The 23,161-nt window shown below is 67.8% G+C and carries 15 protein-coding genes and 1 pseudogene; 7 read left to right on the plus strand and 9 right to left on the minus strand.

Annotation, left to right across the window (positions count from 1 at the left end):
* The 4 genes and pseudogenes from LGM89_RS05075 to LGM89_RS05090 form a co-directional block, all read right to left on the minus strand.
* Positions 1 to 1,053, minus strand: a complete 1,053-nt coding sequence (locus LGM89_RS05075; protein WP_226272445.1) for a nucleoside hydrolase — start codon at positions 1,051 to 1,053, stop codon at positions 1 to 3.
* Positions 1,054 to 1,063: 10 nt separating this feature from the next.
* Positions 1,064 to 2,176, minus strand: coding sequence for a porin (locus LGM89_RS05080; RefSeq protein ID WP_226272446.1), 1,113 nt, complete (start codon positions 2,174 to 2,176; stop codon positions 1,064 to 1,066).
* A 160-nt stretch (positions 2,177 to 2,336) separates the two neighbouring features.
* Positions 2,337 to 3,642 (minus strand): annotated as a pseudogene (locus tag LGM89_RS05085) (hypothetical protein).
* A 388-nt stretch (positions 3,643 to 4,030) separates the two neighbouring features.
* The gene (locus tag LGM89_RS05090; RefSeq protein WP_226272447.1) at positions 4,031 to 5,449 is read right to left on the minus strand and encodes an MFS transporter; all 1,419 of its coding nucleotides are present in this window, start codon (positions 5,447 to 5,449) and stop codon (positions 4,031 to 4,033) included.
* 449 nt (positions 5,450 to 5,898) lie between these two features.
* On the opposite strand from LGM89_RS05090, the gene LGM89_RS05095 reads away from it, so the two are divergent.
* Positions 5,899 to 8,346, plus strand: a complete 2,448-nt coding sequence (locus LGM89_RS05095; protein WP_226202068.1) for a DUF3772 domain-containing protein — start codon at positions 5,899 to 5,901, stop codon at positions 8,344 to 8,346.
* Positions 8,347 to 8,451: 105 nt separating this feature from the next.
* Here the strand turns inward: LGM89_RS05095 and LGM89_RS05100 are convergent, their stop codons facing one another.
* The gene (locus LGM89_RS05100) at positions 8,452 to 9,963 is read right to left on the minus strand and encodes an aldehyde dehydrogenase family protein (protein WP_069252500.1); all 1,512 of its coding nucleotides are present in this window, start codon (positions 9,961 to 9,963) and stop codon (positions 8,452 to 8,454) included.
* Between the two features lie 620 nt (positions 9,964 to 10,583).
* Here LGM89_RS05100 and LGM89_RS05105 point away from each other — a divergent pair.
* The 3 genes from LGM89_RS05105 (at position 10,584) to LGM89_RS05115 (ending at position 14,370) form a co-directional block, all read left to right on the plus strand.
* Positions 10,584 to 12,164 (plus strand): amino acid permease, encoded by a 1,581-nt coding sequence (locus LGM89_RS05105; protein ID WP_226272448.1) that lies wholly within the window; start codon positions 10,584 to 10,586, stop codon positions 12,162 to 12,164.
* A gap of 146 nt (positions 12,165 to 12,310) precedes the next feature.
* A complete protein-coding gene (locus LGM89_RS05110) occupies positions 12,311 to 13,579 on the plus strand; it encodes an NAD(P)/FAD-dependent oxidoreductase (protein ID WP_089475571.1) in 1,269 nt (422 codons plus the stop codon).
* 116 nt (positions 13,580 to 13,695) lie between these two features.
* Positions 13,696 to 14,370, plus strand: a complete 675-nt coding sequence (locus tag LGM89_RS05115; RefSeq protein ID WP_011353990.1) for a TetR family transcriptional regulator — start codon at positions 13,696 to 13,698, stop codon at positions 14,368 to 14,370.
* Positions 14,371 to 14,436: 66 nt separating this feature from the next.
* Here the strand turns inward: LGM89_RS05115 and LGM89_RS05120 are convergent, their stop codons facing one another.
* Positions 14,437 to 16,230: a phospholipase D-like domain-containing protein gene (locus LGM89_RS05120; RefSeq protein WP_226272449.1), complete on the minus strand. Its 1,794-nt coding sequence runs from the start codon at positions 16,228 to 16,230 to the stop codon at positions 14,437 to 14,439.
* A 105-nt stretch (positions 16,231 to 16,335) separates the two neighbouring features.
* A complete protein-coding gene (locus LGM89_RS05125; RefSeq protein WP_039339705.1) occupies positions 16,336 to 17,094 on the minus strand; it encodes a DeoR/GlpR family DNA-binding transcription regulator in 759 nt (252 codons plus the stop codon).
* Between the two features lie 208 nt (positions 17,095 to 17,302).
* Here LGM89_RS05125 and LGM89_RS05130 point away from each other — a divergent pair, with 208 nt between their 5' ends.
* The 3 genes from LGM89_RS05130 to nadE all read left to right on the plus strand — a co-directional run bounded on the left by LGM89_RS05130 (position 17,303) and on the right by nadE (position 19,630).
* Complete coding sequence (locus LGM89_RS05130; RefSeq protein ID WP_006480515.1) at positions 17,303 to 17,488, plus strand: hypothetical protein; 186 nt, start codon at positions 17,303 to 17,305, stop codon at positions 17,486 to 17,488.
* Positions 17,489 to 17,669: 181 nt separating this feature from the next.
* The gene (locus tag LGM89_RS05135) at positions 17,670 to 18,539 is read left to right on the plus strand and encodes a DMT family transporter (RefSeq protein ID WP_089426693.1); all 870 of its coding nucleotides are present in this window, start codon (positions 17,670 to 17,672) and stop codon (positions 18,537 to 18,539) included.
* A gap of 242 nt (positions 18,540 to 18,781) precedes the next feature.
* Positions 18,782 to 19,630, plus strand: coding sequence for an ammonia-dependent NAD(+) synthetase (gene nadE, locus LGM89_RS05140; RefSeq protein ID WP_089496191.1), 849 nt, complete (start codon positions 18,782 to 18,784; stop codon positions 19,628 to 19,630).
* 69 nt (positions 19,631 to 19,699) lie between these two features.
* Here nadE and LGM89_RS05145 read toward each other — a convergent pair whose 3' ends face one another.
* Complete coding sequence (locus tag LGM89_RS05145; RefSeq protein ID WP_089426691.1) at positions 19,700 to 21,376, minus strand: S10 family peptidase; 1,677 nt, start codon at positions 21,374 to 21,376, stop codon at positions 19,700 to 19,702.
* A gap of 75 nt (positions 21,377 to 21,451) precedes the next feature.
* Complete coding sequence (locus LGM89_RS05150; protein ID WP_226272450.1) at positions 21,452 to 23,059, minus strand: protease pro-enzyme activation domain-containing protein; 1,608 nt, start codon at positions 23,057 to 23,059, stop codon at positions 21,452 to 21,454.
* Positions 23,060 to 23,161: the final 102 nt, after the last annotated feature.

The following is a 23,161-nucleotide window of genomic DNA, read 5'->3' on the forward strand; positions in this document are numbered from 1 at the left end:
TCAGGGCAGCTTCGCGATGCGCTCGACGAGCGCCGCGTAGAAGCGGTCCGCATCGACCTCGTTGATCCACGTCGCGTTCGCCGCACGGCCGCTGCGCCCGTTCCAGTCGACGACCGTCTCGCCGAGCGTCCACTGCCCGGTCGTCTCGACCATCACGTTCACCTTGCGTCCGCCGAACAGGTCCGGATCGACGAGATAGCCGACCGCGGTCGGGTCGTACATCGGCGCATCTTCGACGCCGCGCCGCTTCTTGTTGTACGCGAGCTCGGCCTCCATGATGTCCGCGACGATCGCGCCGCAGCGATTGCCAAGCGCGCGGAACGGCGCGACGCGTGCCGGCGTGATCGGCGCTTTCACCGCGACGTCGCGCGGCAGCACGACGATCGGCACGCCGCTGCCGAATACGACTTCGGCCGCCTGCGGATCGACGTAGATGTTGAATTCGGCGGCCGGCGTGATGTTGCCGCGCTCGAAGAACGCGCCGCCCATCAGCACGATCTCGCGCAGCGCGCCGCGAATCTGCGGCGCTTCGACCAACGCGGTCGCGAGGTTCGTCAGCGGGCCGAGCGCGCACAGCGTCACGCTGCCCGGCGCCGCGCGGCTCAGCGTATCGACGAGATACGCCACCGCGTGACCGGCGGCAAGCGGTGCGCGCGGCTCGTGCAACTCGACGCCTTCGAGCCCGGTCTTGCCATGCACGTTCGCCGCCGTCACGAGGTCGCGCACGAGCGGGCGCGGGCAGCCTGCGTAGACGGGTAGCGTCTTCGTGCGGCCGGCCCAGTCGCGAATGATCCGCGCATTGCGTTCGGTCAGGTCGAGCGGCACGTTGCCGGCGACGGCGGTCAGCGCGCGCACGTCGAGCCTATCGTGCGCGCCCAGCGCGAACAGGATCGCGATGGCGTCGTCCTGCCCCGGGTCGGTATCGATGATCACCGTGCGGCGCGCGGCGTCGCCGCCGGCCGCGAACGCGCCCGTTTCAGGCAGCAGCGCGGTGCCGGCCAGCGCGGCGGACAGTTTCAGGAAGGTGCGGCGGGAGGCGATCGGATGGGTCATGGTCGGGCGCTCAGAAAACATGCCGAACGCCGAGCGTCGCCATCATCTGGCGCGTGCCGGTCGACCGTGCGTACGCGAAGATCTGCGCATGGTCCGCGTCGCCGGCCGCCTGCTGCGCGATCACCGTCAGCGCGACGTCGGTGCGTTTCGACAGGAAGTAATCGGCCTGCAGGTTCACCTGGTGCCATCTCGGCCGCTTGTCGATCACGTCGTACTTGCCGTTCGTGAACGCATACGCGGCGCCGAGGAAGAGTTGCGGCGTCATCGTGTAGACGACGTTCACGCCGAGGTTCTGCAGGTGCAGGTGCGAATTGTCGAGGTAATCGTAGCGCACGTCGGTCAACATCGCCGCGAACTGCGCGCGGCCGATCGTGTAGAAGCCGCCCGTGCCTGCGATCCGCTGCCGGCTCGCGTAAGCCGCCGGCGACATCGCGCTCTTGCTGAAAATCAGCAGCGGCGACGCATAGTCGTTCGCGATCGCGCCGTCCTGGTTCGTCGCACTGTACGGATGGTTGTACTGCGCGTAGACCACGCTCCAGCGCAGCGGGCCCTGCTCGTAGCCGAGCCCGAAGCTGTACGCGCTGTTGTTCGCGAAGCCGGTCGCGTTGCTGAAGCCGTACAGCGCGGTGAATTTCAGGCCGTAGTAGACGGGGCTCACGTACTTCACCGAGTTCTGCACGCGGATGTCGTTGTAGCCGTTGTCGTTGTCGCCGATGTTCACGCCGTTGCTCGCGATGATCACCGGCCCGATGTAGTCGTGGATCGCGTCGTACTGGCGGCCGAACGTCAGCGCGCCGTAGGTGCGGTCGGCCAGGCCGACGTAGGCCATCCGCCCGAACTCGCGGCCGTTCTGCGCGGCCGTGCCGGTCATCACGTTGAAGCCGTTCTCCAGCTGGAAGACCGCGGACAGCCCCTGCCCGAGATCCTCCTTGCCCTTCAGCCCCCAGCGCGGGTTCTGGTTCGTGCCGGACAGCGCCTGCCAGGCGTTCTTGCCGCCCTGGTTGGTCGCGAACCCGACACCGGCCGAGATGAGACCGTACAGCGTGATGCTGCTTTGCGCACAGGCATGCGTCGCGAAGGCGCCGAGCATCGCAAGCGGGGCGAGCTTGTAGAGAGTTTTCATCGGGTCGTGTGATCGGTGATGGTCCAGGCGCGGCAGGGTTCCGCGAAACTGGCCTCGACTATACGAACCCGGATCGGATAATAAAAGTTTGCTTTTATTATGGTTCAATAAAACGGATTTATTCTCATCCGCATCGCTCCCGTGCCCGTCTCGCCGGCCGTCAATCCGCCGTGTCGCCGCCCTTCGGCAGCTTCGACCATGCCTTGCGCCCCGGCAACGGCGACCACGCCGGCCGCGTCTTGCGTGCGCTGTCGATCACGACCAGGTAGCGGCCCGCGATCGGCGTGATGTCGCGATCGCGGCGCAGCACCCACAGCGACTTGCCGGCCTCGACGCGCGCCTGGTAGTCGTCGTCGAGCAGGCCGTGCCGGTCGAAGAACGTATTCAGCGACGCGGGAATGCGCACGCATCCTTTCGAGTGCCGGATGCCGAGCAGCGCTTCGAGGCGATCGGGATCGGTCGCATGCATCTGGAAGCGCATCGGCGACACGCCGCCCTTGCCCCACCCGCGCTCGCCGTCCACCCAGCCGAAGTCGTAGATGCGCATGTCGCGGTGCCCATAGCCGCGAATGCCGTTCTCGTTCGTCGTGCCTTCCGCGCGGAAATCCATGTTGTCCGGCGAGTGATGGAACACGCCGAGCGGCGTCAGGAAATGGTCGTACGTGCCCGGCAGCCCGGTGCCGACCGGCGATGCGCCGATCATCATCCACGCGTTGGCCGGCGTCGCGCGGAAGTAGATGAACAGCGCCTGGACGTTCGGCGCGCGGTCGACCATCGCGATGTATTCGCCGGCCAGGTCGCCGAGGTCCGCATCGACGAGCGCCTTCTGGAGACGCTCGCCGTACGCGCGTTGCTCGTTTGCCGGTACGTTCAGGCGCCGCGTGACCTCCTGCGTGAAGCGCTTGCGCATGTCGATCGCGCGCGCCGTCGCATTTTTTGCCTCTTCGGCCGACAGGGGCGGATGCTGGCGCGGCGGTGTCGGTGCGGGTGCCTCGGCCTCGCTGGCGGGCGCAGCGGAAGCGGCCGATGCAGGTGCGGCGGTGGAAGCTGCGGAAGCTGCGGATGCGCCCGATGCACTCGACGCCGGGCTGGCAGGCTCCACGGGATGCGCGTGTGATGCGGCAGGCGCGGGCTTGGCCGCCGACGCACCCGACGATGCATGCGCCGCCGAAGCGGGATGCACTCGGGAAGCTGCCGACGCGGGTGACTCGACTGATGAGGATGACGTAGCGACGGGCGCCGATACGTCGGACGCCGCCAAGGCAGGCCGCTCGACGAGCATGGAGATCGGCAGTGCCGCGGCGATTCCAATACACGCCGTGGCGACACGGGCAAGACAACGCGGCTTCGCAAATCGCCGCGTGAAGCTGAAAGGCATCATACGTTCGAAGCCATCGGCCGATCCGGCCGCCGCATGCTGCGGGGCGGCGCATCTTCCGCGCGAGCCATCGACACGTCCGGCGCATCGTGTGCGCCCGGCGCCGACGCCTCTTCGCGGCGGAGCCGTTCGCTATTGCAACGCGGTCGGTCCGATGGCGGCTAATGAGTCGTCAGGCCCTTCATTTTACGCGTCCCGGCAAGAATCGGCATGGGCGAACGTCGTGGTTTTGCGCTTCGTCACGCTTTGTTTCAACTCGTTGCCGCTTGCTTGTTCGTTACGTGGCAGTCTGATTTATTGGGCGTTCGCGATCTAGACAGAAAGCGGTGTGATTCGCCACGGCACGACTGGGTCTTCAAATCAATTCGGATGCCAGATCACTCCCGATACGCGGTACATGCCGTATGCGCGATGCAATCGCCATCGCATCGCACGCACGCCGCACGAACCGTGCGACATGCGTGCGCAACCCCCGTTTACTTCGAAATGGTTTCGAGCGCGATGCCCTTCGTGCGCGGCCCCATGAACCCGATCGCGGCCATCACGATCACCATCGCGCCCGCGATGAACGCGAACACGCCGAACGTGCCGAATCCCTTCAGCACCGCCGCGATCACGAACGACGAGAAGATCGCCGAGAAGCGGCTCCACGAATAGACGAAGCCAACGGCCCGTGCGCGGATCGACGTCGGGAACAGCTCGGCCTGATACGCGTGGAAGCTGTACGACATGATGTTGCTGGCGAGCGTGAGGCCGATACCGAGCACGATCAGGAATGCGCCCACCGTCGTCTGGCTGAACAGCAGCCCGCAGACGACGATCGCCGCCGCCATCGCAACGATCACCGACTTGCGCTCGAAGCGGTCGGCGATCACGAGGCCGATCAGCGGGCCGATCGGCGCGGCGAGCGCGATCACGCTCGAATACATCAGGCTCGACGTGATCGTGATGCCCTGCTTGATCAGCAGCGTCGGCACCCAGTTCGCGAAGCCGTAGAAGCCGACCGTCTGGAACACGTTGAAGATCGTCATCATGATCGTGCGGCTGCGATACGGCTGCACCCACATGTCGCGGAAGCTGCCGCGCGGCGGCACGGGCTCGGCAGGCGCGGGCGGCGGCAGCGGCCGGCCGTATTCGGCTTCGACCTTCGCCTCGAGCGCACGCATGATGCGATCGGCTTCTTCGACCCGGCCCTGCTGCGCGAGCCAGCGCGGGCTTTCCGGCAGTTCGCGGCGAATCCACCACACGAAGAGCGCGCCGTGTGCACCGATCAGCACGACCCAGCGCCAGCCGTCGAGGCCGAACGGGGCGTGCGGCACGAGCAGGTACGCGAGGAACGCGACCACCGGTACCGCGACGAACCCGACCGCCTGCTCGCACGCGAATGCGCGGCCGCGGATCTGTTTCGGAACGAGTTCGGAGATGTACGTGCCGATCGTCACCATCTCGACGCCGAGGCCGAGACCGACGACGAAGCGCCAGAAGTTCAGCCCGGCGGCCGTGTCCTGGAACGCCATCACGACGTTGGCGGCCGTGTACCACAGCAGCGACCAGGTGAAGATCGCGCGGCGGCCGAAACGGTCGGCGAGGAAGCCGCATGCGATCGTGCCGATGAAGAGCCCGGAGAACAGCGCGGCGATGAAGCTCGCGACGCCCGTGGTGCCGAACAGGCCGTGCGTCGTTGCCGACAGGATTCCGCTTTTCACGAGGCCGGGGGCGACGTAGCCGCTATAGAGCAGGTCGTAGAGCTCGAAGAAGAAGCCGAGGCTCAGCAGGACGACGAGTTTCCAGACGGTGCGGGTGGGCGGCAGGCGGTCGAGGCGAGCCGAGATGGAGCCGGGGTCGACGTGTGAGGATTGGGCAGGTGCCTGCGAAAGGCTGTCCGTTGAGGCCATCGTGGGCGCGTCTCCTGATCGTGTCGTATTGTTGTCCGGCGACCCGCGAGCCGCCATCGGGCGAATCGCTGCATTGTACCGGCAGGTCCGTCTGGTGCGAGCGCACCCCGGCCCCGATATCTCGAACGCGATGACGTGCAGCCCCCGGCCGCCGAACCGCTTCGGATACCCCATTTTTGCGCCAGATAATGTGTAACTTGCGTAACCGTCTGTCGGGTACGGGAAACGCGCCGGAACGGCTATCCGGCGCCATATCGCGGGGGCGCTGGCCCCACCGTCCGGGCCTGGTGCGCCGTTTCGCGCGGGCACGCACCACCGGAATCACCACAAACGGGGTACGCAATCGGTACAACCACGCGTTCCACACCCCGGTAACATGCTACCGGGCCAACCACCGGCTTCCGGGCGCCTTTCGGCGACCTGAATTGTCGGCAAATCGTAAGCATTCCATGTTCATACAACGACTATCCACCTACGCTCGCCGGATCGCCCTGATCGCGCTGCTGCAGTTCGTGGCGATCGCGACCGCGTCGGCGTTTCCGGCGGCCGCCTCGGCACCGAACGCGAGCGGCGTCGTCGCGCCCGTTCCGGCCATCTCGCTGAACGACGCCGTCGCACAGCTCAAGCAGATGCAGGCCGAACTGGACCGCATCAAACAGCAGACCTCGAACGCGTCCAACAGCAAGGAGCTGGACGGGCTCAGCGACTCGACGCAGGAGTTGAGCACCGATGTCGAGAAGCTGCAGAGCGATCTCGTGCCGCAACGTGCGCAGATCCAGGGGCAGCTCGACGTGCTCGGCCCCCCGCCCGCCGACGGCGCCGCGCCTGAAACGCCGGCCGTCGCGAAGCAACGGGCCACGCTGAACGCGCGCAAGACGCAGCTCGACGCGGCGCTGAAGCAGGCCGCCGACCAGAAAGCCAGCCTCACGAACCTGAACGAGCAGTTCGCGAAGCTGCATCGCGGCCTGCTGAAGAACCAGCTCGCGTTCCGTTCGGGCGGCATTTTCAGTGCGCAGTTCTGGCTGCCGCTGTTCCATCTTTCACCGGACGACGCCCAGCGGCTCGGGGATTTCGACGAAGAAATGCTCGACATGCTGCGCTCGTCGTGGGTGCCCGGACAAAAGGCGATCACGGTGCTGCTGCTGGTTGCCGCGTTCGCGGCATGGATCGGCGGCCGCCGGCTCATCGAGCGCGGGCTCGCGTGGTTCTGCGTGAACCGCCTGCCGGCCACCCGTTTGCGCCGCAGCGCGCTGGCGTTGTCGACCGCGCTGTCGACGCTGCTGGCAACCGCCATCGCCGTCCAGATCTTTTACCTCGCCGTCGCGCGCCAATACGACCTCACGCCGGCGCTGAACGATCTGTGGGACCAGTTCGCGAAGCTCGCCGCAACCTGCGCCCTGATCGCCGGGCTCGGCCGTGCGCTGCTCTGCACGAAGCATCCGTCATGGCGCCTGCCCGCGCTCGCCGATCCGGTCGCGCTCGCGATGAAGCCGTTCCCCGGCATCCTGGCCGCGCTGCTGCTGGTGTCCGGCACGCTCGAATCGATCAACCGGATCGTCGACACCAGCCTGTCGGTCACGCTGTTCGGCCGCGGGATCGTGTCGCTCGTGGTCGCGGTGACGGTCGGTGCATCGCTGCTGCGCTCGAACCGTGCGCGCAGCGCGCTCGCGGCCGCCGGCGAAGCGCCCGAGCAGCGCTCGACGCTCGCCGGGCTGATCCATGCCGCCGTCACGCTGGCCATCATCGCGACCCTGATCGCACTCCTGATCGGCTACATCACGGTCGCGCGCTTCATTACCTACGAGCTCGTGTGGTTCGAGATCGTGCTGGGCGCCACCTACATCCTGATCCAGTTGACGCGCGACGCGAGCGAAAGCCTGTTCTCGTCGAGCCTGACGACGGGCCAGCAGATCAAGCACCTGTTCGCGCTCGAGGATCGCCACCTCGACCAGGCCCGCACGGTCCTGTCCGGCTTCGGCACGAGCCTGCTGATGCTGATCGCGGCCATCGCGCTGCTGACGGGCGGCTTCGGCACGACGCCGGGCGACCTGATGGACAGCGCGGTCGCGATGATCGGCAGCCAGCGGCTGCAGAGCCTGAACATCATGCCCGACCGGATCATGAACGCCGTGATCGGGTTCGCGATCGGCTTCTACCTGCTGCGCTCGCTGCGCCGCTGGCTCGACAGCGAGTTCATGCCCGCGCTCGGCATGGATACCGGGATGCGCGTGTCGCTGATCACGCTGTTCACCAACGTCGGCTACGTGCTGCTCGTGCTGATGACGCTCGGGCTGCTCGGCGTCCGGTGGAACAACCTCGCGTGGATCGTCAGTGCGTTGTCGGTGGGTATCGGTTTCGGCTTGCAGGAGATCGTGAAAAACTTCGTGTCGGGGCTGATCCTGCTGACCGAGCGCCCGGTGAAGGTGGGCGACATGATCAGCATCGCGGGCGTCGAAGGCGACATCCGCCGCATCAACGTGCGCGCGACCGAGATCCAGCTCAGCGACCGCTCGACCGTGATCGTGCCGAACTCGCAACTGATCTCGCAGAACCTGCGCAACGTGACGATGGGCAACAGCACGCAGGGCGTCGCGACGCTGGTGCTGACGTTCCCGCTGAACACCGATCCCGAGCAGGTGCGCGACCTGCTGCTCGAAGCCTATCGCTCGCATGCGGCGATTCTCGAGAAGCCGGCGCCGTCGGTCACGTTCAGCCAGCTCACGCCGGACGGCATCACGCTGAGCGTGACGGGTTACGTGTCGAGCCCGCGGATCGCCGGCTCGACGAAGAGCGACCTGCTGTTCGAGATCCTGAAGCAGTTGCGCGCGGCGGGCATCACGCTGTCGAGCCCGCAGATGCTGGTCGTGCAGAACATGCCGGCGGCGGGAGACGCATGACGCGGCTCGCACGCTTGCCGTCGCGCAGATGAACGAAGGGCCGGCACCACCACGCGGCAGCCGGCCCTTTCTCCTTCTACGCAGCGCCCTCCCGGGCGCCCCGCATCACACGTCGAACTTCACGCCCTGCGCCAGCGGCAGCTGACGGCTGTAGTTGATCGTGTTCGTCGCGCGGCGCATGTAAGCCTTCCACGCATCCGAACCCGACTCGCGGCCGCCGCCCGTTTCCTTCTCGCCGCCGAACGCGCCGCCGATTTCCGCGCCGCTCGTGCCGATGTTCACGTTGACGATCCCGCAGTCGCTGCCCGCTGCCGACATGAACTGCTCGGCCTCGCGCATGTCGTTCGTGAAGATCGCCGACGACAGGCCTTGCGGCACTGCGTTGTGCAGTTCGATCGCATCGTCGAAGTTGTCGTAGACCATCACGTACAGGATCGGTGCGAACGTTTCGCGCTCGACCACCGCCGATTGCTTCGGCATCCGCACGATGGCCGGACGCACGTAGTATGCATCCGCGTGACCGACGTCGACGCGCTCGCCGCCCTTCACTTCACCGCCCTGCTCGCGTGCATCGCCCAGCGCCTTCTGCATCGCATCGAACGACGCGCGATCGACCAGCGGGCCGACCAGCGTGCCTTCTTCGAGCGGGTTGCCGACCTTCACCGACGCGTAGGCCTTCTCGATGCGCGGCAGCAGCTGCTCGACCAGGCTGCGATGCACGATCAGGCGGCGCAGCGTCGTGCAGCGCTGGCCGGCCGTGCCGACCGCCGCGAACGTGACCGCGCGCACCACGAGATCCAGATCGGCGCTCGGCGCGACGATCATCCCGTTGTTGCCGCCGAGTTCGAGGATGCCGCGCGCGAGACGCTGGCTCAGCACCTTCGCGACTTCCTGGCCCATCCGCACGCTGCCCGTCGCGCTGACCACCGGCACCTTCTTCGATGCCGTCAGCACCTCGCCGACATCGCGCATGCCGAGCACCAGCTGGCTCAGCTCCGCCGGCGCGACGCCCGGGTGGGTCTTCTCGAACTCGCGGATCGCCTTCTGCAGCAGCACGTGGCATGCGATCGCGGTGAGCGGCGTCTTCTCGGACGGCTTCCACACGACCGAATCGCCGCACACGAATGCGAGCGCGGCATTCCAGGCCCACACGGCGACCGGGAAGTTGAACGCCGAGATCACGCCGCACACGCCGATCGGGTGCCACGTTTCCATCATCCGGTGGCCCGGGCGCTCCGACGCGATCGTGAGGCCGTAAAGCTGGCGCGACAGACCGACCGCGAAATCGCAGATGTCGATCATTTCCTGCACTTCGCCGAGGCCTTCCGACGTGATCTTGCCGGCTTCGAGCGTGACGAGGCGGCCGAGCTCGGCCTTGTGCTCGCGCAGCACGTTGCCGAACACGCGCACGAGTTCGCCGCGCACCGGCGCCGGCACCGTGCGCCACTTGAGGAATGCGTCGTGCGCGGCGTCGATCTTGCGCTCGGCGTCGGCGGGCGTGTCGACGGCCAGCGTCGCGAGCGTCGCGCCGTCGAGCGGCGAACGCGCGGTCAGCGCATTGCCTTTCCACTGGGCGAGATCGATATCGAGCGCGGCAAGAATGTCGTTGAATTGCATCACTTCCTCTTCAGGGACAGATTGATCGGTGCGGCGGCAACGCCGCCCGCGTGATTCGATTGGAGCGCGTTCGCGCGCCCTGTGCAAGCGGATGCGCCGCGCGGCAGGCCCGGTGCGCCATTGGGCGCATCGCGCCGCGCCGCCGCCGGAAGCCCGCCGGACGGCGCGCTCCCGCCTCGCAGGGCACGATCCATGAAACACATTGTCGGTGGCCACAAGTCGGGCCGCTATTGATATTAACTCACGACTTCATTCCGAAAACGCAACACCCGGGCGGGATGACGCCGTGCGTTTCTTCGCTGATATCAGACTTATCCAAGGCCCGTGACCGGGCATCGGCGATGCCGTGACGGTGCACAAGTTGATGACAAAGCCGCATCACCCTGTTCTGAAATATCGTTTGCCGCCCGCGCACCGGGCACACACAATCGTGGCGACGTCGGGGTGCACCGCACCCGGCGCGCCGCCGGCCGCCATCACGGCTGCCGGACGACAGACGAAGGCGACACGCATCGCGGCCCACTCACCCGGCCCGTTTCAGCACCGCATCACCGCGGCCGGCAACGCGTCGCGCTTCGTCACCGAAAAAACAATCCCGGAGACAGCGCCCAGCGCCCGCCATGCATTCAGATGCCCGCCCCGATTCGCCCCGCCCCTCCGGCTCGCCGCCCGCGAAGCCGTCCCTCCACCGTGCGCTGCAGGCACGCCATCTGCGGATGATCGCGATCGGCGGCTCGATCGGCACGGGCCTGTTCGTCGCGTCCGGCGCGTCGATTTCGCAGGCCGGCCCCGGCGGCGCCATGCTCGCGTACATGGTGATCGGCCTGATGGTCTATTTCCTGATGACGAGCCTCGGCGAGATGGCCGCGTTCATGCCGGTGTCGGGTTCGTTCGCGACCTACGGCGCGAAGTTCGTCGACGAAGGCTTCGGCTTCGCGCTCGGCTGGAACTACTGGTACAGCTGGGCCGTGACATTGGCGGTGGAGCTCGTCGCCGGGCAGCTCGTGATGAACTACTGGTTCCCGCATGTGCCGGGCGTCTGGTGGAGCGCGCTGTTCCTCACGCTGATCTTCGCGCTCAACGCGCTGTCGGTGCGCGGCTTCGGCGAAGCCGAATACTGGTTCGCGCTGATCAAGGTGCTGACGGTGCTCGCGTTCGTCGGCGTCGGCCTGCTGATGATCTTCGGGATCATGCAGGGCGGCCCGAGCGCGGGCTGGGGCAACTTCACGATCGGCGACGCGCCGTTCGCCGGCGGCTGGGCGACGATGCTCGGCGTCGCGATGATCGCGGGCTTCTCGTTCCAGGGCACGGAGATGATCGGCGTCGCGGCTGGCGAATCGGAAAACCCGCGCACGACGATCCCGCGTGCGGTGAGCCAGATCTTCTGGCGCATCCTGCTGTTCTACGTGCTGGCGATCTTCGTGATCGGCGTGCTGATTCCCTATACCGACCCGAGCCTGCTGAAGAGCGACGTGACCGACATCGGCGTGAGCCCGTTCACGCTCGTGTTCCGCCACGCGGGCCTCGCGTTCGCGGCCGGCGTGATGAACGCGGTGATCCTGACGGCCGTGCTGTCGGCCGGCAACTCGGGCATGTATGCATCGACGCGGATGCTCTACAACCTCGCGGTCGAAGGCCGTGCGCCGAAGATCTTCGCGAAGCTGTCGCGCGGCGGCGTGCCGCGCAACGCGCTGTATGCGACGACGGCCGTCGGCGCCTTGTGTTTCCTCACGTCGCTGTACGGCGACAAGACCGTGTACCTGTGGCTGCTGAACACGTCGGGCATGGCCGGCTTCATCACGTGGCTCGGCATCGCGGTCAGCCACTACCGCTTCCGCAAGGGCTTCCTGAAGCAGGGCTACCGGCTCGACCAGTTGCCGTACCGGTCGAAGTGGTTCCCGTTCGGCCCGCTGTTCGCGTTCGCGCTGTGCGCGGTGATCGCGCTCGGCCAGGATTACCAGGCGTTCCTCTCCGACAAGATCGACTGGGTCGGCGTCGCCGCGACCTACATCGGCCTGCCGTTCTTCCTCGCGATCTGGCTCGGCTACGCGATCGTGCGCAAATGCCGTCTCGTGCGCTACGAAGACATGGAGATCGCTCCCTGGATCGAACGCAACGCGACGCCCGAGCCCGCCCGCCAAGCTGAAACCGGCTACGCGGGCTACGGCGCCCGTCCGGCCAACCCGACGCCGGGCGCCTGATCGCGCGGATCGGCCTGCACCGCACCGGCCGCCGCCCAGGCGCGGCGGCCGGTGCCCAGACAACCCCCATTCGACGCGCCGCGCACGTTCAGGCAAGATCGACGCGCGCCGCCTGTTTTTCCGCCGTCAAGAGTCAACGAAATCGCATGCAGAACTTCTACGAAGCCACCGTTACCCGCCAGCCCTACCCGCAACTGACCGGCACGATCGACACGCAGGTCTGCATCGTCGGCGGCGGCCTCGCCGGCCTGTGCACGGCGCTCGGCCTCGTCGAGCGCGGCGTGCATGACGTCGTCGTGCTCGACAGCGAACGCGTCGGCTTCGGCGCATCGGGTCGCAACGGCGGCTTCGTCTTCGGCGGCTACAGCCTCGACAACGCCGACCTGCTGCGCACGCTCGGCCGCGACGAGGGGCGCCGGCTGTACCGGCTCACCGTCGACGCGGTCGACCTGATCCGCGCGCGGATCGCGCGCTACGGCATCGACTGCGACATCGTCGACCAGGGCGTGATGCTCGCGAACTGGTTCGACGATCCGTCCCGGCTCGACAGCGTGCGCACGCTGATGAAGGACGAACTCGGCGTCGACTGGGAACCCGTTTCGACCGACGCGCTGCGCAAGCGGCTGAAGACGCAGCGCTACTACGGCGGCCTGTTCGAACCGAACGCCTTCCACTTCCATCCGCTCAAGTACGTGCTCGGCGTCGCGGCGGCCGCGTCGCGCGGCGGTGCGCGGGTGTACGAACGCTCGGCCGCGCTCGGCATCGCGCGCGAAGGCGCCGGGTACGTCGTGCGCACGGCGCAGGGCACGGTGCGCGCGAAGGACGTCGTGTTCGCCGGTGGCGGCTACGCGCGCGGCGTGTCGCCGCGCATCGAGCGCGCGGTGCTGCCGATCGCGACCTACGTTATCGCGACCGAACCGCTCGGCGCGCGCCTGCCGGACGCGATCGACGCACCGTACGCGATCTACGACACGCGTTTCGCATTCGACTATTACCGCCCGCTGAAGGACACGCGCATCCTGTGGGGCGGCCGGATCTCCGTGCTCGACCGCGGCCCCGACGCGATCGCGCGCCTGCTGCGGCGCGACCTGCTGCGCGTGTATCCGCAACTGGAAGGCGTGAAGGTCGACTACGCGTGGGGCGGGCTGATGAGCTACGCGCGGCACAAGATGCCGCAGATCGGCCGCGACGCGGACGGCGTGTGGCACGCGATCGCGTTCGGCGGCCACGGGATGGCGCCGACCACGGTGGCCGGCGAGGTGCTCGCGGCCACGCTGGCCGAAGGCCGGCCGGTGCCGGAAGGCTTCAACGCGTTCGGGCTCACGCGCACGTTCGGGCTGGCGGGCCTCGCTGCCGCCCAGCTCACGTACACGGCGTACCAGGCCCGCGACGCGCTCGCGTCCTGCCGCCGCTGAGCGGCGGCCACGGCGGCCGAAGCCGCCCTGCCGATTAGAGCGGAAGGTCGGCCGGGCGGGAATTTCCCACATGCTAGAATGGCTTTTCCAAGCCGCCGAAGCCACAATAAAGCCACATGAAAGCAGGAAGCAAGGCCGCCACGTCCGACACCCGCGCGCTTCCGTCCGATGCGCGGCGCAAATACGATCCCGAGCAAACCAAGCGCAACATCCTCGACGTCGCCACGCAGGAGTTCTCCGCGATGGGCCTCGCCGGCGCGCGCGTCGATGCCATCGCCGAGCGCACGAACACGACGAAGCGGATGCTCTATTACTACTTCGAAAGCAAGGAAGGCTTGTACGAGGCCGTGCTGGAGAAGGTGTACGGCGACATCCGCGCGCTCGAGCAGGAGTTGCACGTCGGCGACATGGAGCCGCGCGAGGGCATGCGCCGCCTCGTCGAATTCACGTTCGACTATCACGACAAGCATCGCGACTTCGTCCGCCTCGTGTCGATCGAGAACATCCACGGCGCGAAGTATCTCGAACAGCTCAAGTCGTTCAAGAACCGCAACGTCAGCATCATCAAGACGCTCGAGGAACTGGTCGAGCGCGGCGCGGCGAGCGGCGCGTTCCGCAAGGACATCGACGCATTCGACCTGCACCTGTTGATCAGCTCGTTCTGCTTCCACCGCGTGTCGAACCGCTACACGTTCGGCGCCGCATTCGGCCGCGACCCGTCGGCGCCGCGCCTGCGCGCGCGGCACCGCGACACGATCGCCGACGCCGTGCTGCGCTACGTCGCCGCATAAGCAGACGGTTTCTCTGCCAGACTCGAACCGGGCGCGCGACATCCGCGCCCGGCATGCTCTCGTGGGTCAATCCGTCGGCGCGGTCGACGCCAGTGCGATCCGCGCCTTCGCCTCCGGGCTTCCCGCCACGTAATACTTCTTCGCCCAGCTCGAATCGGGTGCAAGCGCGAGCCGCGCATGCGCGCCCGTGCCCCCGTCCGTGCCGTGCTGCTTCGCATTGATCGCCAGCGCCCGCGCGCGATAGTGCTCGTACAGCCGAAGGAATTCCGCGAGATAGATCGCCGCGATCCGCTGGTCGCGGATCTCGAGCAGGTTCTCGTCGTTGTACTGCTCGGAATTGCGGCTCATGTTCGCCGAGCCCGTATAGACGACCGGATTCGCGCCCTCCGCATCGATCACGATGAACTTGTGATGGATCACGACGGGCGGAAAGGCCGGCGCCGGCTCGCCCGGAAACAACCGCAATTCCGGCTCGAAACCCTGCGGCACGGTGGCCGGCGAGAAATACGCGGCATCGATCACGTCGTGGTTGTCGCGGCTGCGGTGGTACAGATCGAGGTTCGCGAGCGTCGCGGCATCGAGCGTCTGGCCGCCCTGCTGCCCGGCATCGGCCTTCGTCGCGCTGCCGACGTTGATCTTGTTCACCAGCCCGAACATCATCAGCCCGCGGTCGCCGGCCGCGAAACACGCGTCGCGCAGCGCCGCGTCGGTCGGCATGAACAGGCAGAAGCACACCGAATGCTTCGCGGCCGCGATCGCGGCGACGATCGTGTCGATCTCGGTGCGCTGCCCCGCCGGCTCCGGCGAAAACGCGAGCCGCACCTGCGCGCTGCCGATCGTCATCGGTGCCGACCAGCCCGCCGACAGCTTCGCCGTCTCCGCGATCGACGGATTCCCGGCCAGCGCATGCGCGCGATCGTTGTACAGCGCGGCGAGCGCGGGCGAGTCGAATGCGTGCAGCACGTTCGCCTGCTCCGTGAGCCCTTCGGTCGTGAAGTTCGCGGAACCGGTCAGCACGCGCGAGGGCGCCGCATTCGACGACGCATCGGTCACGATGAACTTGTCGTGCATGATGTGCGTCTTGTCGCGCGGCGCGAGCGTCGCGAGACCCTGCAGCGCGTCGACGGCCGGCTGGTTCGGCGACGGCAGCGGCGGCTTGCCCTTGCGCGCCGTCGTATGCGCGTCGTAGACGATCGCGAGCGACGCTTCACCGTGCTGGCGCCCGAACGCTTCGAACGCGGGCAGCGCCCACAGCGTGTCGGTCAGGTGATAGACCGCCGACGCCGCGCGCGACGCGGGGTCGAGCATCTCCGCGAACACCTGCTCCATGTCGTTCGCGAGCCATGTGCGCAGCTTCAGCGCCTGCGCGGCGCTCGGCGCCGCATTCGGCGCGAGGCCCAGCGCCGCCACCTGCCTCGCGAAGGCCTGCGAGCTGACCACCGCGCGGTTGAACCACGTGCCGATGCCGTCCTCGATATGCGCGGGCAGCACGACGTCGCACACGCCGGCTTGCGCGTCGAGCACCTGCAGGTTCGCCGGCGTGCCGACGACCGGATACACGTCGTAGCGGAACGCCGCGCCGCGATCCTGCGGATCGATGCGTGCATCCCACCACATGAATTTCTGGATCGGCGCCTGGTCGGTCGGCGCATCGCCCTGCGTGTGTGCGGCCGGGCCATCGAACGTCAGGCGGTTCGGCAGCCAGCTGTTCGGCGCGCGCGTCTTGCCGTCGGCCGACCAGAACCCCGGCGTGCGCCGGATCGCGAAGCCGAGGAAATCGGATCGCGACGCCGCATCGGGCCAGTCGAAGGCCAGCAGGACCAGGGTGGGGGAAAGATAGCTGCGCACGCTGACGGTCATTCGTTGCTCCCTGGCCTGGCGGCCGGTCGAGGTGAATGGGTCAGTCTTGACGGCAGTTCTTCCCTGCGGATGACGGTTCGATGAACCTTGTATGTCGGACGCGCGTCAGTCGCACACGAGCAGCTCGATCCCGCGCGCGGTCAGTGCACGGCGCACGGCCTTGTCGGGCGCGCGTTCGGTCACGAGATAGCGGGCCGCCGCCGTGCCGTTGATCCGCACCGGCGTCACGCGGCCGAATTTCGAATGGTCGGCGACGATCATCGCGGTGCCGGCCGCCGCGATCATCCGGCTGCGCACCTCGGCCGCGAGCCGCGAGTAGTCGGTGCATTCGCCGTCGGGCGTGATGCCGCCGGCGCCGACGAACGCGAAATCGACGTGGTACTGCGCAAGCTGCTGGATCGTGTCGAGCCCGAAGGTGGCGTCCTCGTCGTCGGACAGCTCGCCGCCGAGCAGCGTCACGCGGTTGCCGTTGCGCCGCGCGAGCACGAACGCGGTACGCCAGTCGTTCGTGTAGATCGACAGCCGGTGCCGGTCGGCGAGCGCGAGCGCCACCGCATGCGGCGTGCTGCCCGAATCGATCAGCACCGACGCATCGTCGGGCACGAACTCGGCCGCGCGCCGCCCGATCGTGCGCTTCGCCTCCGCGTTCGCGGCTTCGCGCTCGGACAGGCTCGGCTCGCGGCGATCCGCGGCCAGCGCGCCGCCGTGCGTCATCACGAGCAGGCCGCGTGCGGCCAGTGCGTTCAGGTCGCGCCGCACGGTCTCGCGCGACACGTCGAGCGAGCGGACCAGCTCCGCGACCGACAATGCGCCCGACCGTCCGAGTTCCGACAGGATGAATTGATGACGTTGTTCCGCCAGCATCGCGTATGCGCCCGAGGCGACTGGTTATGGGTAAGCCGGCCATTGTATTACGGCCGTTTGACCGGCATTTGACTGCGGCGGGAAACCCGTCGGGCCGCGTTTCCCGAAAGCGAAATTCTGTATTGCCTGACGCGCGCGAATCGGCGCGGCGCCGGTTGCTACACTTTGCGCTTCGCCGAACGACCGACCAAGCAAAGGGGCTCGCGCCATGTATCGCAAAGGCAGTGTGATCGAAATCCAGTTTCCGCCCGAACGTCTCAACGACGCGGCCGGCGATCCTTACTGGATCGACCTGACGCTCGACGAGGCCCGCCGGCTCTACGAACAGCTCGCCGCGCGCTTCGCGACCGACGCACGCGCCAACCAGCCGCTCGACACGTTCTCGATCGACTGATCGCGGCGGCTTCACGCTCGCCCGCTCCGCATCCCGGGGCGGCGCCCCGCCTTCTCCCGGCACAGCCGGCCGCCTACGCGGCACGCGGCATGAGTGCAGGATTCGACAAGACGCCCGCGTCGCTTCCCCCGATACTGGCCGACTTCACGATTCTGTCCGGCCGCGTCGCGGCCCGCCACGCATGCTGACCTCGCTCGTCGCCGCCGCTTTCGTCGCCCTCTGGTCCACCGGCTTCATCGTTGCGCGGGCAATCAAGCCCTATGCCGATCCGAACCTGTTCCTGCTCGCGCGCTTCGCGGGCACGGCCGCGCTGTTCGGCGCGGTGGCGCTCGTTTCCCGCGCGCCGTGGCCGGCCCGGCGCGAATGGCCGCGCCACCTGATCGCGGGCGCGCTGCTGCAGGGCGTCTATCTCGGCGCGAGCTACTGGGCCGTCGCGCAAGGGCTGAACGCCGGCGTCATGGCGCTGCTCGGCGCACTGCAGCCGCTCGCCACCGCCGTGCTCGCCGTCCCGCTGTTCAACGAGCGCCTGCCCGCGCGCGGCTGGTTCGGGATGGCGCTCGGCCTCGCCGGCGTCGCGCTCGTGCTGGCGCCGAAGGTCACGGGCGGCGTCGCGCCGCCGCCGGGCGCCGCGCCGGCGTGGCTCGTCGTTGCCGTCTCGGTGCTCGCGGTCGGGTCGATCACCGCCGGCTCGCTGTACCAGAAAGGCAAGCTCGCGCAGAGCGACCTGCGCACGGCGGTTGCCATCCAGAACTTCGGTGCGGCCATCGTCGCGGCCATCTTCGTCGCGCTGCTGCACGAGACGCGCTGGATCGGCGCGCCGGCGCTGTGGGTATCGCTCGTGTGGGGCGTTGTGTTCCTGTCCGGCGGCGCGGTCACGATGCTGATGTGGATGCTGCGGCGCGGCAACGCCGCACGCGCGACGTCGCTGCTGTTCCTCGCGCCGCCGCTGGCCGCGCTGCAGGGCTACTGGCTGTTCGGCGAGACGCTCGCGGCGATCCAGCTCGCCGGCTTCGCGCTCGCGCTGGTGGGCGTCGTGCTCGCGCGGCGCTGACGCGGCCGACCGTGTGGGGCGCCATGCAGCCGCGCCCACACCAGCCGCCACGCGCATCGCATACCGGCCGCGCGAACGCCCGTTACACGACATCGCTGCACCCGCCCGGCGCACCGTGCACCACGGCGAGGCGGCCCGTCTCGCCGAAGCAACGCGAAATCGCCGGATCGCACGCCCGGCGCGGCGCCGCGCCGCGATTGCGCTTATGATGGGCGCCTTGATTTCGTTCCGGAACTCCTTTCATGACATCCGCCGATTACGCCAGCCGCCAACGCGCGATCATTGCCGAACTGAACGTCGCCCCGCACTTCGACGCCGAGGCCGAAATCGCCCGCCGCGTCGAGTTCCTCGCGCAATACCTGCGTTCGACCGGCCTGCGGACCTACGTGCTCGGCATCAGCGGCGGCGTCGATTCGTCGACGGCCGGCCGGCTCGCCCAGCTGTCGGTCGAAAAGCTGCGCGCCGGCGGCTACGATGCCCGCTTCATCGCGATGCGCTTGCCGAACGGCGTGCAGAACGACGAAGCCGATGCACAGCGCGCGCTCGCGTTCGTCCGCGCGGACGAGGAACTGACCGTCAACGTGAAGCCGGCCGCCGACGCGATGCTCGCCGCGCTGGTCGCGTCCGGCCATGCGTTCGAGACGCCTGCCCAGCAGGACTTCGTGCACGGCAACGTCAAGGCGCGCGAGCGCATGATCGCGCAGTACGCGGTGGCCGGCGCGCGGCGCGGCATCGTGATCGGCACCGATCACGCGGCCGAGTCGCTGATGGGTTTCTTCACGAAGTTCGGCGACGGCGGCGCGGACATCCTGCCGCTCGCGGGGCTGAACAAGCGTCGCGTGCGTGCGGTGGCCCGTGCGCTCGGCGGCGACGAACTGATCGTGATGAAGGTGCCGACCGCCGACCTCGAGGAACTGCGCCCGCTGCGCCCCGACGAGCATGCGTACGGCGTCACCTACGACGAGATCGACGATTTCCTCGAAGGCAAGCCCGTCGCCGACCACGTGTACGAAACCGTGCTGCGCTTCTACGACGCGTCGCGCCACAAGCGCGCGCTGCCGTACACGATGTTCGACTGGCCGGCCGCCTAAGCCGGCCAGGTTAAAAAAACGCCGCGCGCACCGTCATGGCTGCGCGCGGCGTCTTACTGACGGGCACCGCTACGCGTGGCCGCCCGTCTTCGTCGCCTGCAGCGCACGAATCCGCATCCGCGCACCCGTATCGCTGACCGTCGCGTCGTACATTGCCGCGAGATCGCGCTTGAGCGCGGTACGCGAGCCGCCGTCGAGATACACCATGTGCCCCGACGGATAGAAACGCGCGGACAGGTTCTGCCGCACCTTCTGATCCTCGAGCGGCATCTGCTGCAGGTCGATCACGGTCTGGTAGAACGGCGTGACGAAATCGTAGAGGCCGTTCGCCGACAGTACCTTCAGGTCGACGTTCAACGCCATCACCGCCGCGAGATCGCCGGCCGTGTAGAGGATCACGTTCCCCTGCGCATCGATGCCCTGCTGCGCGCCGGTCGGGTCGGTGTGATGGAAATCCCAGTTCTGGAACGCCTGGTCGTTCAGGTCGGTGAACGCGGAACTCGACGTGAACTTCAACTGCTCGTTCAGGTAACTGTTCCACATCGCCGTATAGACGCCCGTCACGGCCGTCATCGTCGGATCGTTGCCGCCGGAGTTCGGGTCGATCTTGCCGGCGATGCCCGACGAGATCCCGGTCACGCGGCCGTCGTACGAACCGAGCGCCAGCCCCTGTGCCTGCAACAACGTCGTCAGGAACAGTGAATTGCCGCGCGCGTTGTAACCCGCAATGTCGAGCCCCCACGTCTGCAGCGTCGCCGTGTCGATGCCCGTGTATTGCGACAGCTTCTTCACGGCAGCGGGGTCGGCATGCGGCACGTTGCGCAATGCGGTCAGGTAGTCGGTGCGCGCGAACTGCGCGACTTCCTCGACGAACGCGCCGAGATCGGTCGGCGCCGGCGTGACGCCGAGTTTCTTGTGATACCACGCATCGGCCGCGGCGGTCGGCAGCGCGCCGACCGGGTTGCCGGCCTGCCGGTAGTCGAGGATCGACGACTGCAGCGTGATGCCGTTCAGGTCGACGCCGTCCTCGTGCAGCTTGTACGCGAGCACGCAGCTGCGCGCGGTGCCGTACGATTCGCCGAACAGGTATTTCGGCGAATTCCAGCGGTTGTTCTTCGTCAGGTAGCGCTTGATGAACTGCTTCAGCGAATCCGCATCCTGGTCGACGCCCCAGAAGTTGCGATTCTTGTTCGGCGCAACCGCTGCCGAATAGCCGGTGCCGACCGGGTTGATGAACACCAGGTCGCTGTGGTCGATCATGCTGTCCGGGTTGTCCTCCATCTGGTACGGCGCGGGCGGCGTGAACCCCGGCATCGACGTCTTGATGCGCTTCGGCGCGAACGACCCCAGCAGCACGAACACCGACGACGAGCCTGGCCCGCCGTTATAGAAGAACGTCACGGGCCGCGTTTCTTCCTTCGCGCCGTCGGCCGTGAACGCGACGTAGAAGAGCTTCGCGGCCGGCTGCGAACTGCTCGGGTCGACCGTCACGAGGTGGCCGGCCGTCGCCGTATACGCGATGCGCTTCCCGTCGATCAGGATCGTGTGATGCGTGATCGCAGCCGCCTCGGTCGTGTCGGTCACCGAGTCGTCGGGGCCGTTGCCGTATGCGACCGGATCGAAGAACGGCTGGTCGCGCCCGTGGCTCAGCGCGACCGGGTTGATGGTCGGCGGCACGCCATGCGAGTTGTGGTCGCCGTGATGCAGCGGATACACGCCGCCGGAAGATGCGGAATCGATGCCCATCGTGCTGCTCCTGGAGGTGAGAAAAAGGCGCGGACAGGAAGCCCGCGCCATACGGAAAGACGTGTAACGCGGCCGTCAGCTCGACGGCTTGCGCGTCAGGATCGCGGCGAGCTGCGCGCCGTTCGGGCTGCCGAGGCCCGTACACGCATCCCAGCCCTGCGCGGCCGCGTACGTACCGTTCGATCCTTGCGTGATGTCGCGCAGCGCACCCGGATTCTTGTAAAGCACCGGATTGATCCAGCCGGCAGTCGCACCGCCCGCCGCCGCACTCGCCGCCGCATTGATCCGTGCAATCAACGCGGCCCACAGCGGCGCGACCGCGCTCGTGCCGCCCATCACCGTGGCCGTGCCGGCGATCGACACTTCGTAGCCGGTCTGCGGCGACGCGTCGCCGGCCACGTCCGGCACGCCGCGCTTCGCGAGCGGTGTGCTGCTGCCATCGGTGCGCGTGACGGTGAGCCCCTGCTGCCACGCCGGCAGGTCGAACAGCGTGCTGACGCCGCCCCCGCCCGCGCCGCCGCCGGCCGCCTCGTCGTTCCACGTGACCTCGCTGCGGATACCCTGCCCGGGCAGCGCGTCGAGCTGCGTGCCGCCGCAGCCGAGCACGTACGGGCTCGATGCGGGGAAGTCGACATGATCGGCGCCGTCCTGCAGCCCGTCGCCCGAACCGCTGTCGCCCGATGCCGCGCACACCGTGATGCCCTGCGCGGCGGCCGCCTGCAGCACGCGGTTGAACGCCTGCGCGGACTGAGCCTGCCAGATCGCCTCCGGGCCGCCCCAGCTGATCGAGATCACCGACGGCTTGTGGGTCGTGTCGCTGACGGCCGCGTTGACGGCCTGGATGAAGCCCGCGTCGCTGTTCGGCGCGAAGTAGACGGCAATCTTCGCGGCCGGCGCGATCGCGCCGGCGATCTCGATGTCGAGCGCGACTTCGCCGTCCGGGCCGCTCGGGTCGCCGGTCGGCGTGTTGCGGCCGGTGCCGACGTTCACATCGACGAGCGTCGGCGGCGTCGTGATGCCGAGCCCGCGGAAATACTGCTGGATGTCGGCCGCGCGGTAACCGCCGCCGAGCTCGATGATCGCGATGCATTGCCCGGCGCCATCGCCGGCCGGGAAGCCGTACAGCGAGGCCAGTTGGATCGGGGTGAACGTGACGCCCGCCGCACCGCCGCGCGCGGGCTTGAACGGCGGTCGCAGCCGGAAGTGCGGCCGCGCCTGCGGGCGGCTGTCGAGGCCGAGCACGGCCGTGACGGCATCGCCAAGATCGTCGGGCAGCGCGATCGGGCCGGAGCGGCCGCGATACTGGCCGATCGACCGATGCTCGAAGCGCTCGAGCTTGACGCTGAACGCGGCTTCGAACTGCTGGATCGTGCCGGACAGCACGACGACGCTTTCAACGGGATCGACTCGATCGACCGTCAGCTGATGACGATGCGCGAAGTCCTCGGCCTTGCGAATATCGTCGGGATTGGCGGAAAAGCGTTGCGCGAAGGTGGCGCGCGACACCGGTTTCGCTTGCGCGTCGCCGGTGGCGAGCTGGTGAAGCAGCGTATCGAGTTGCCCTTCTTCCTGCCGCCGCAACATGATCGTGACGTGGATGCGTTCTGCCGGATCGCACGGGCCGAGGCACTTGGACTCGGCGACGATTCGGGGTTCACGGTCGGCGTGAAGATGCCTTGCCATGTTCAGACCCTCCTTGGTACCGCGTTGCACGGAACAGCCAGGAAATCGGACAGGGCCGGCGGGAGACGGTTCCGTTCGGTCGGTCGGGTTCGCGCAGCGCGA

Origin of the sequence: Burkholderia sp. AU31624, from assembly GCF_020420065.1 — a bacterium.
Classification (GTDB): domain Bacteria; phylum Pseudomonadota; class Gammaproteobacteria; order Burkholderiales; family Burkholderiaceae; genus Burkholderia.

Bases quoted from the DNA above. Each gene is read 5' to 3' on its own strand.
- LGM89_RS05130 (WP_006480515.1), top strand. From the start codon at position 17,303: ATGTATCGCAAAGGCAGTGTGATCGAAATCCAGTTTCCGCCCGAACGT.
- LGM89_RS05105 (WP_226272448.1), top strand. From the start codon at position 10,584: ATGCATTCAGATGCCCGCCCCGATTCGCCCCGCCCCTCCGGCTCGCCG.
- LGM89_RS05080 (WP_226272446.1), bottom strand. From the start codon at position 2,176: ATGAAAACTCTCTACAAGCTCGCCCCGCTTGCGATGCTCGGCGCCTTC.
- LGM89_RS05115 (WP_011353990.1), top strand. From the start codon at position 13,696: ATGAAAGCAGGAAGCAAGGCCGCCACGTCCGACACCCGCGCGCTTCCG.
- LGM89_RS05095 (WP_226202068.1), top strand. From the start codon at position 5,899: ATGTTCATACAACGACTATCCACCTACGCTCGCCGGATCGCCCTGATC.
- LGM89_RS05110 (WP_089475571.1), top strand. From the start codon at position 12,311: ATGCAGAACTTCTACGAAGCCACCGTTACCCGCCAGCCCTACCCGCAA.
- LGM89_RS05150 (WP_226272450.1), bottom strand. From the start codon at position 23,059: ATGGCAAGGCATCTTCACGCCGACCGTGAACCCCGAATCGTCGCCGAG.
- LGM89_RS05145 (WP_089426691.1), bottom strand. From the start codon at position 21,376: ATGGGCATCGATTCCGCATCTTCCGGCGGCGTGTATCCGCTGCATCAC.
- LGM89_RS05125 (WP_039339705.1), bottom strand. From the start codon at position 17,094: ATGCTGGCGGAACAACGTCATCAATTCATCCTGTCGGAACTCGGACGG.
- LGM89_RS05100 (WP_069252500.1), bottom strand. From the start codon at position 9,963: ATGCAATTCAACGACATTCTTGCCGCGCTCGATATCGATCTCGCCCAG.
- LGM89_RS05120 (WP_226272449.1), bottom strand. From the start codon at position 16,230: ATGACCGTCAGCGTGCGCAGCTATCTTTCCCCCACCCTGGTCCTGCTG.
- LGM89_RS05075 (WP_226272445.1), bottom strand. From the start codon at position 1,053: ATGACCCATCCGATCGCCTCCCGCCGCACCTTCCTGAAACTGTCCGCC.
- LGM89_RS05090 (WP_226272447.1), bottom strand. From the start codon at position 5,449: ATGGCCTCAACGGACAGCCTTTCGCAGGCACCTGCCCAATCCTCACAC.
- LGM89_RS05135 (WP_089426693.1), top strand. From the start codon at position 17,670: ATGCTGACCTCGCTCGTCGCCGCCGCTTTCGTCGCCCTCTGGTCCACC.
- nadE (WP_089496191.1), top strand. From the start codon at position 18,782: ATGACATCCGCCGATTACGCCAGCCGCCAACGCGCGATCATTGCCGAA.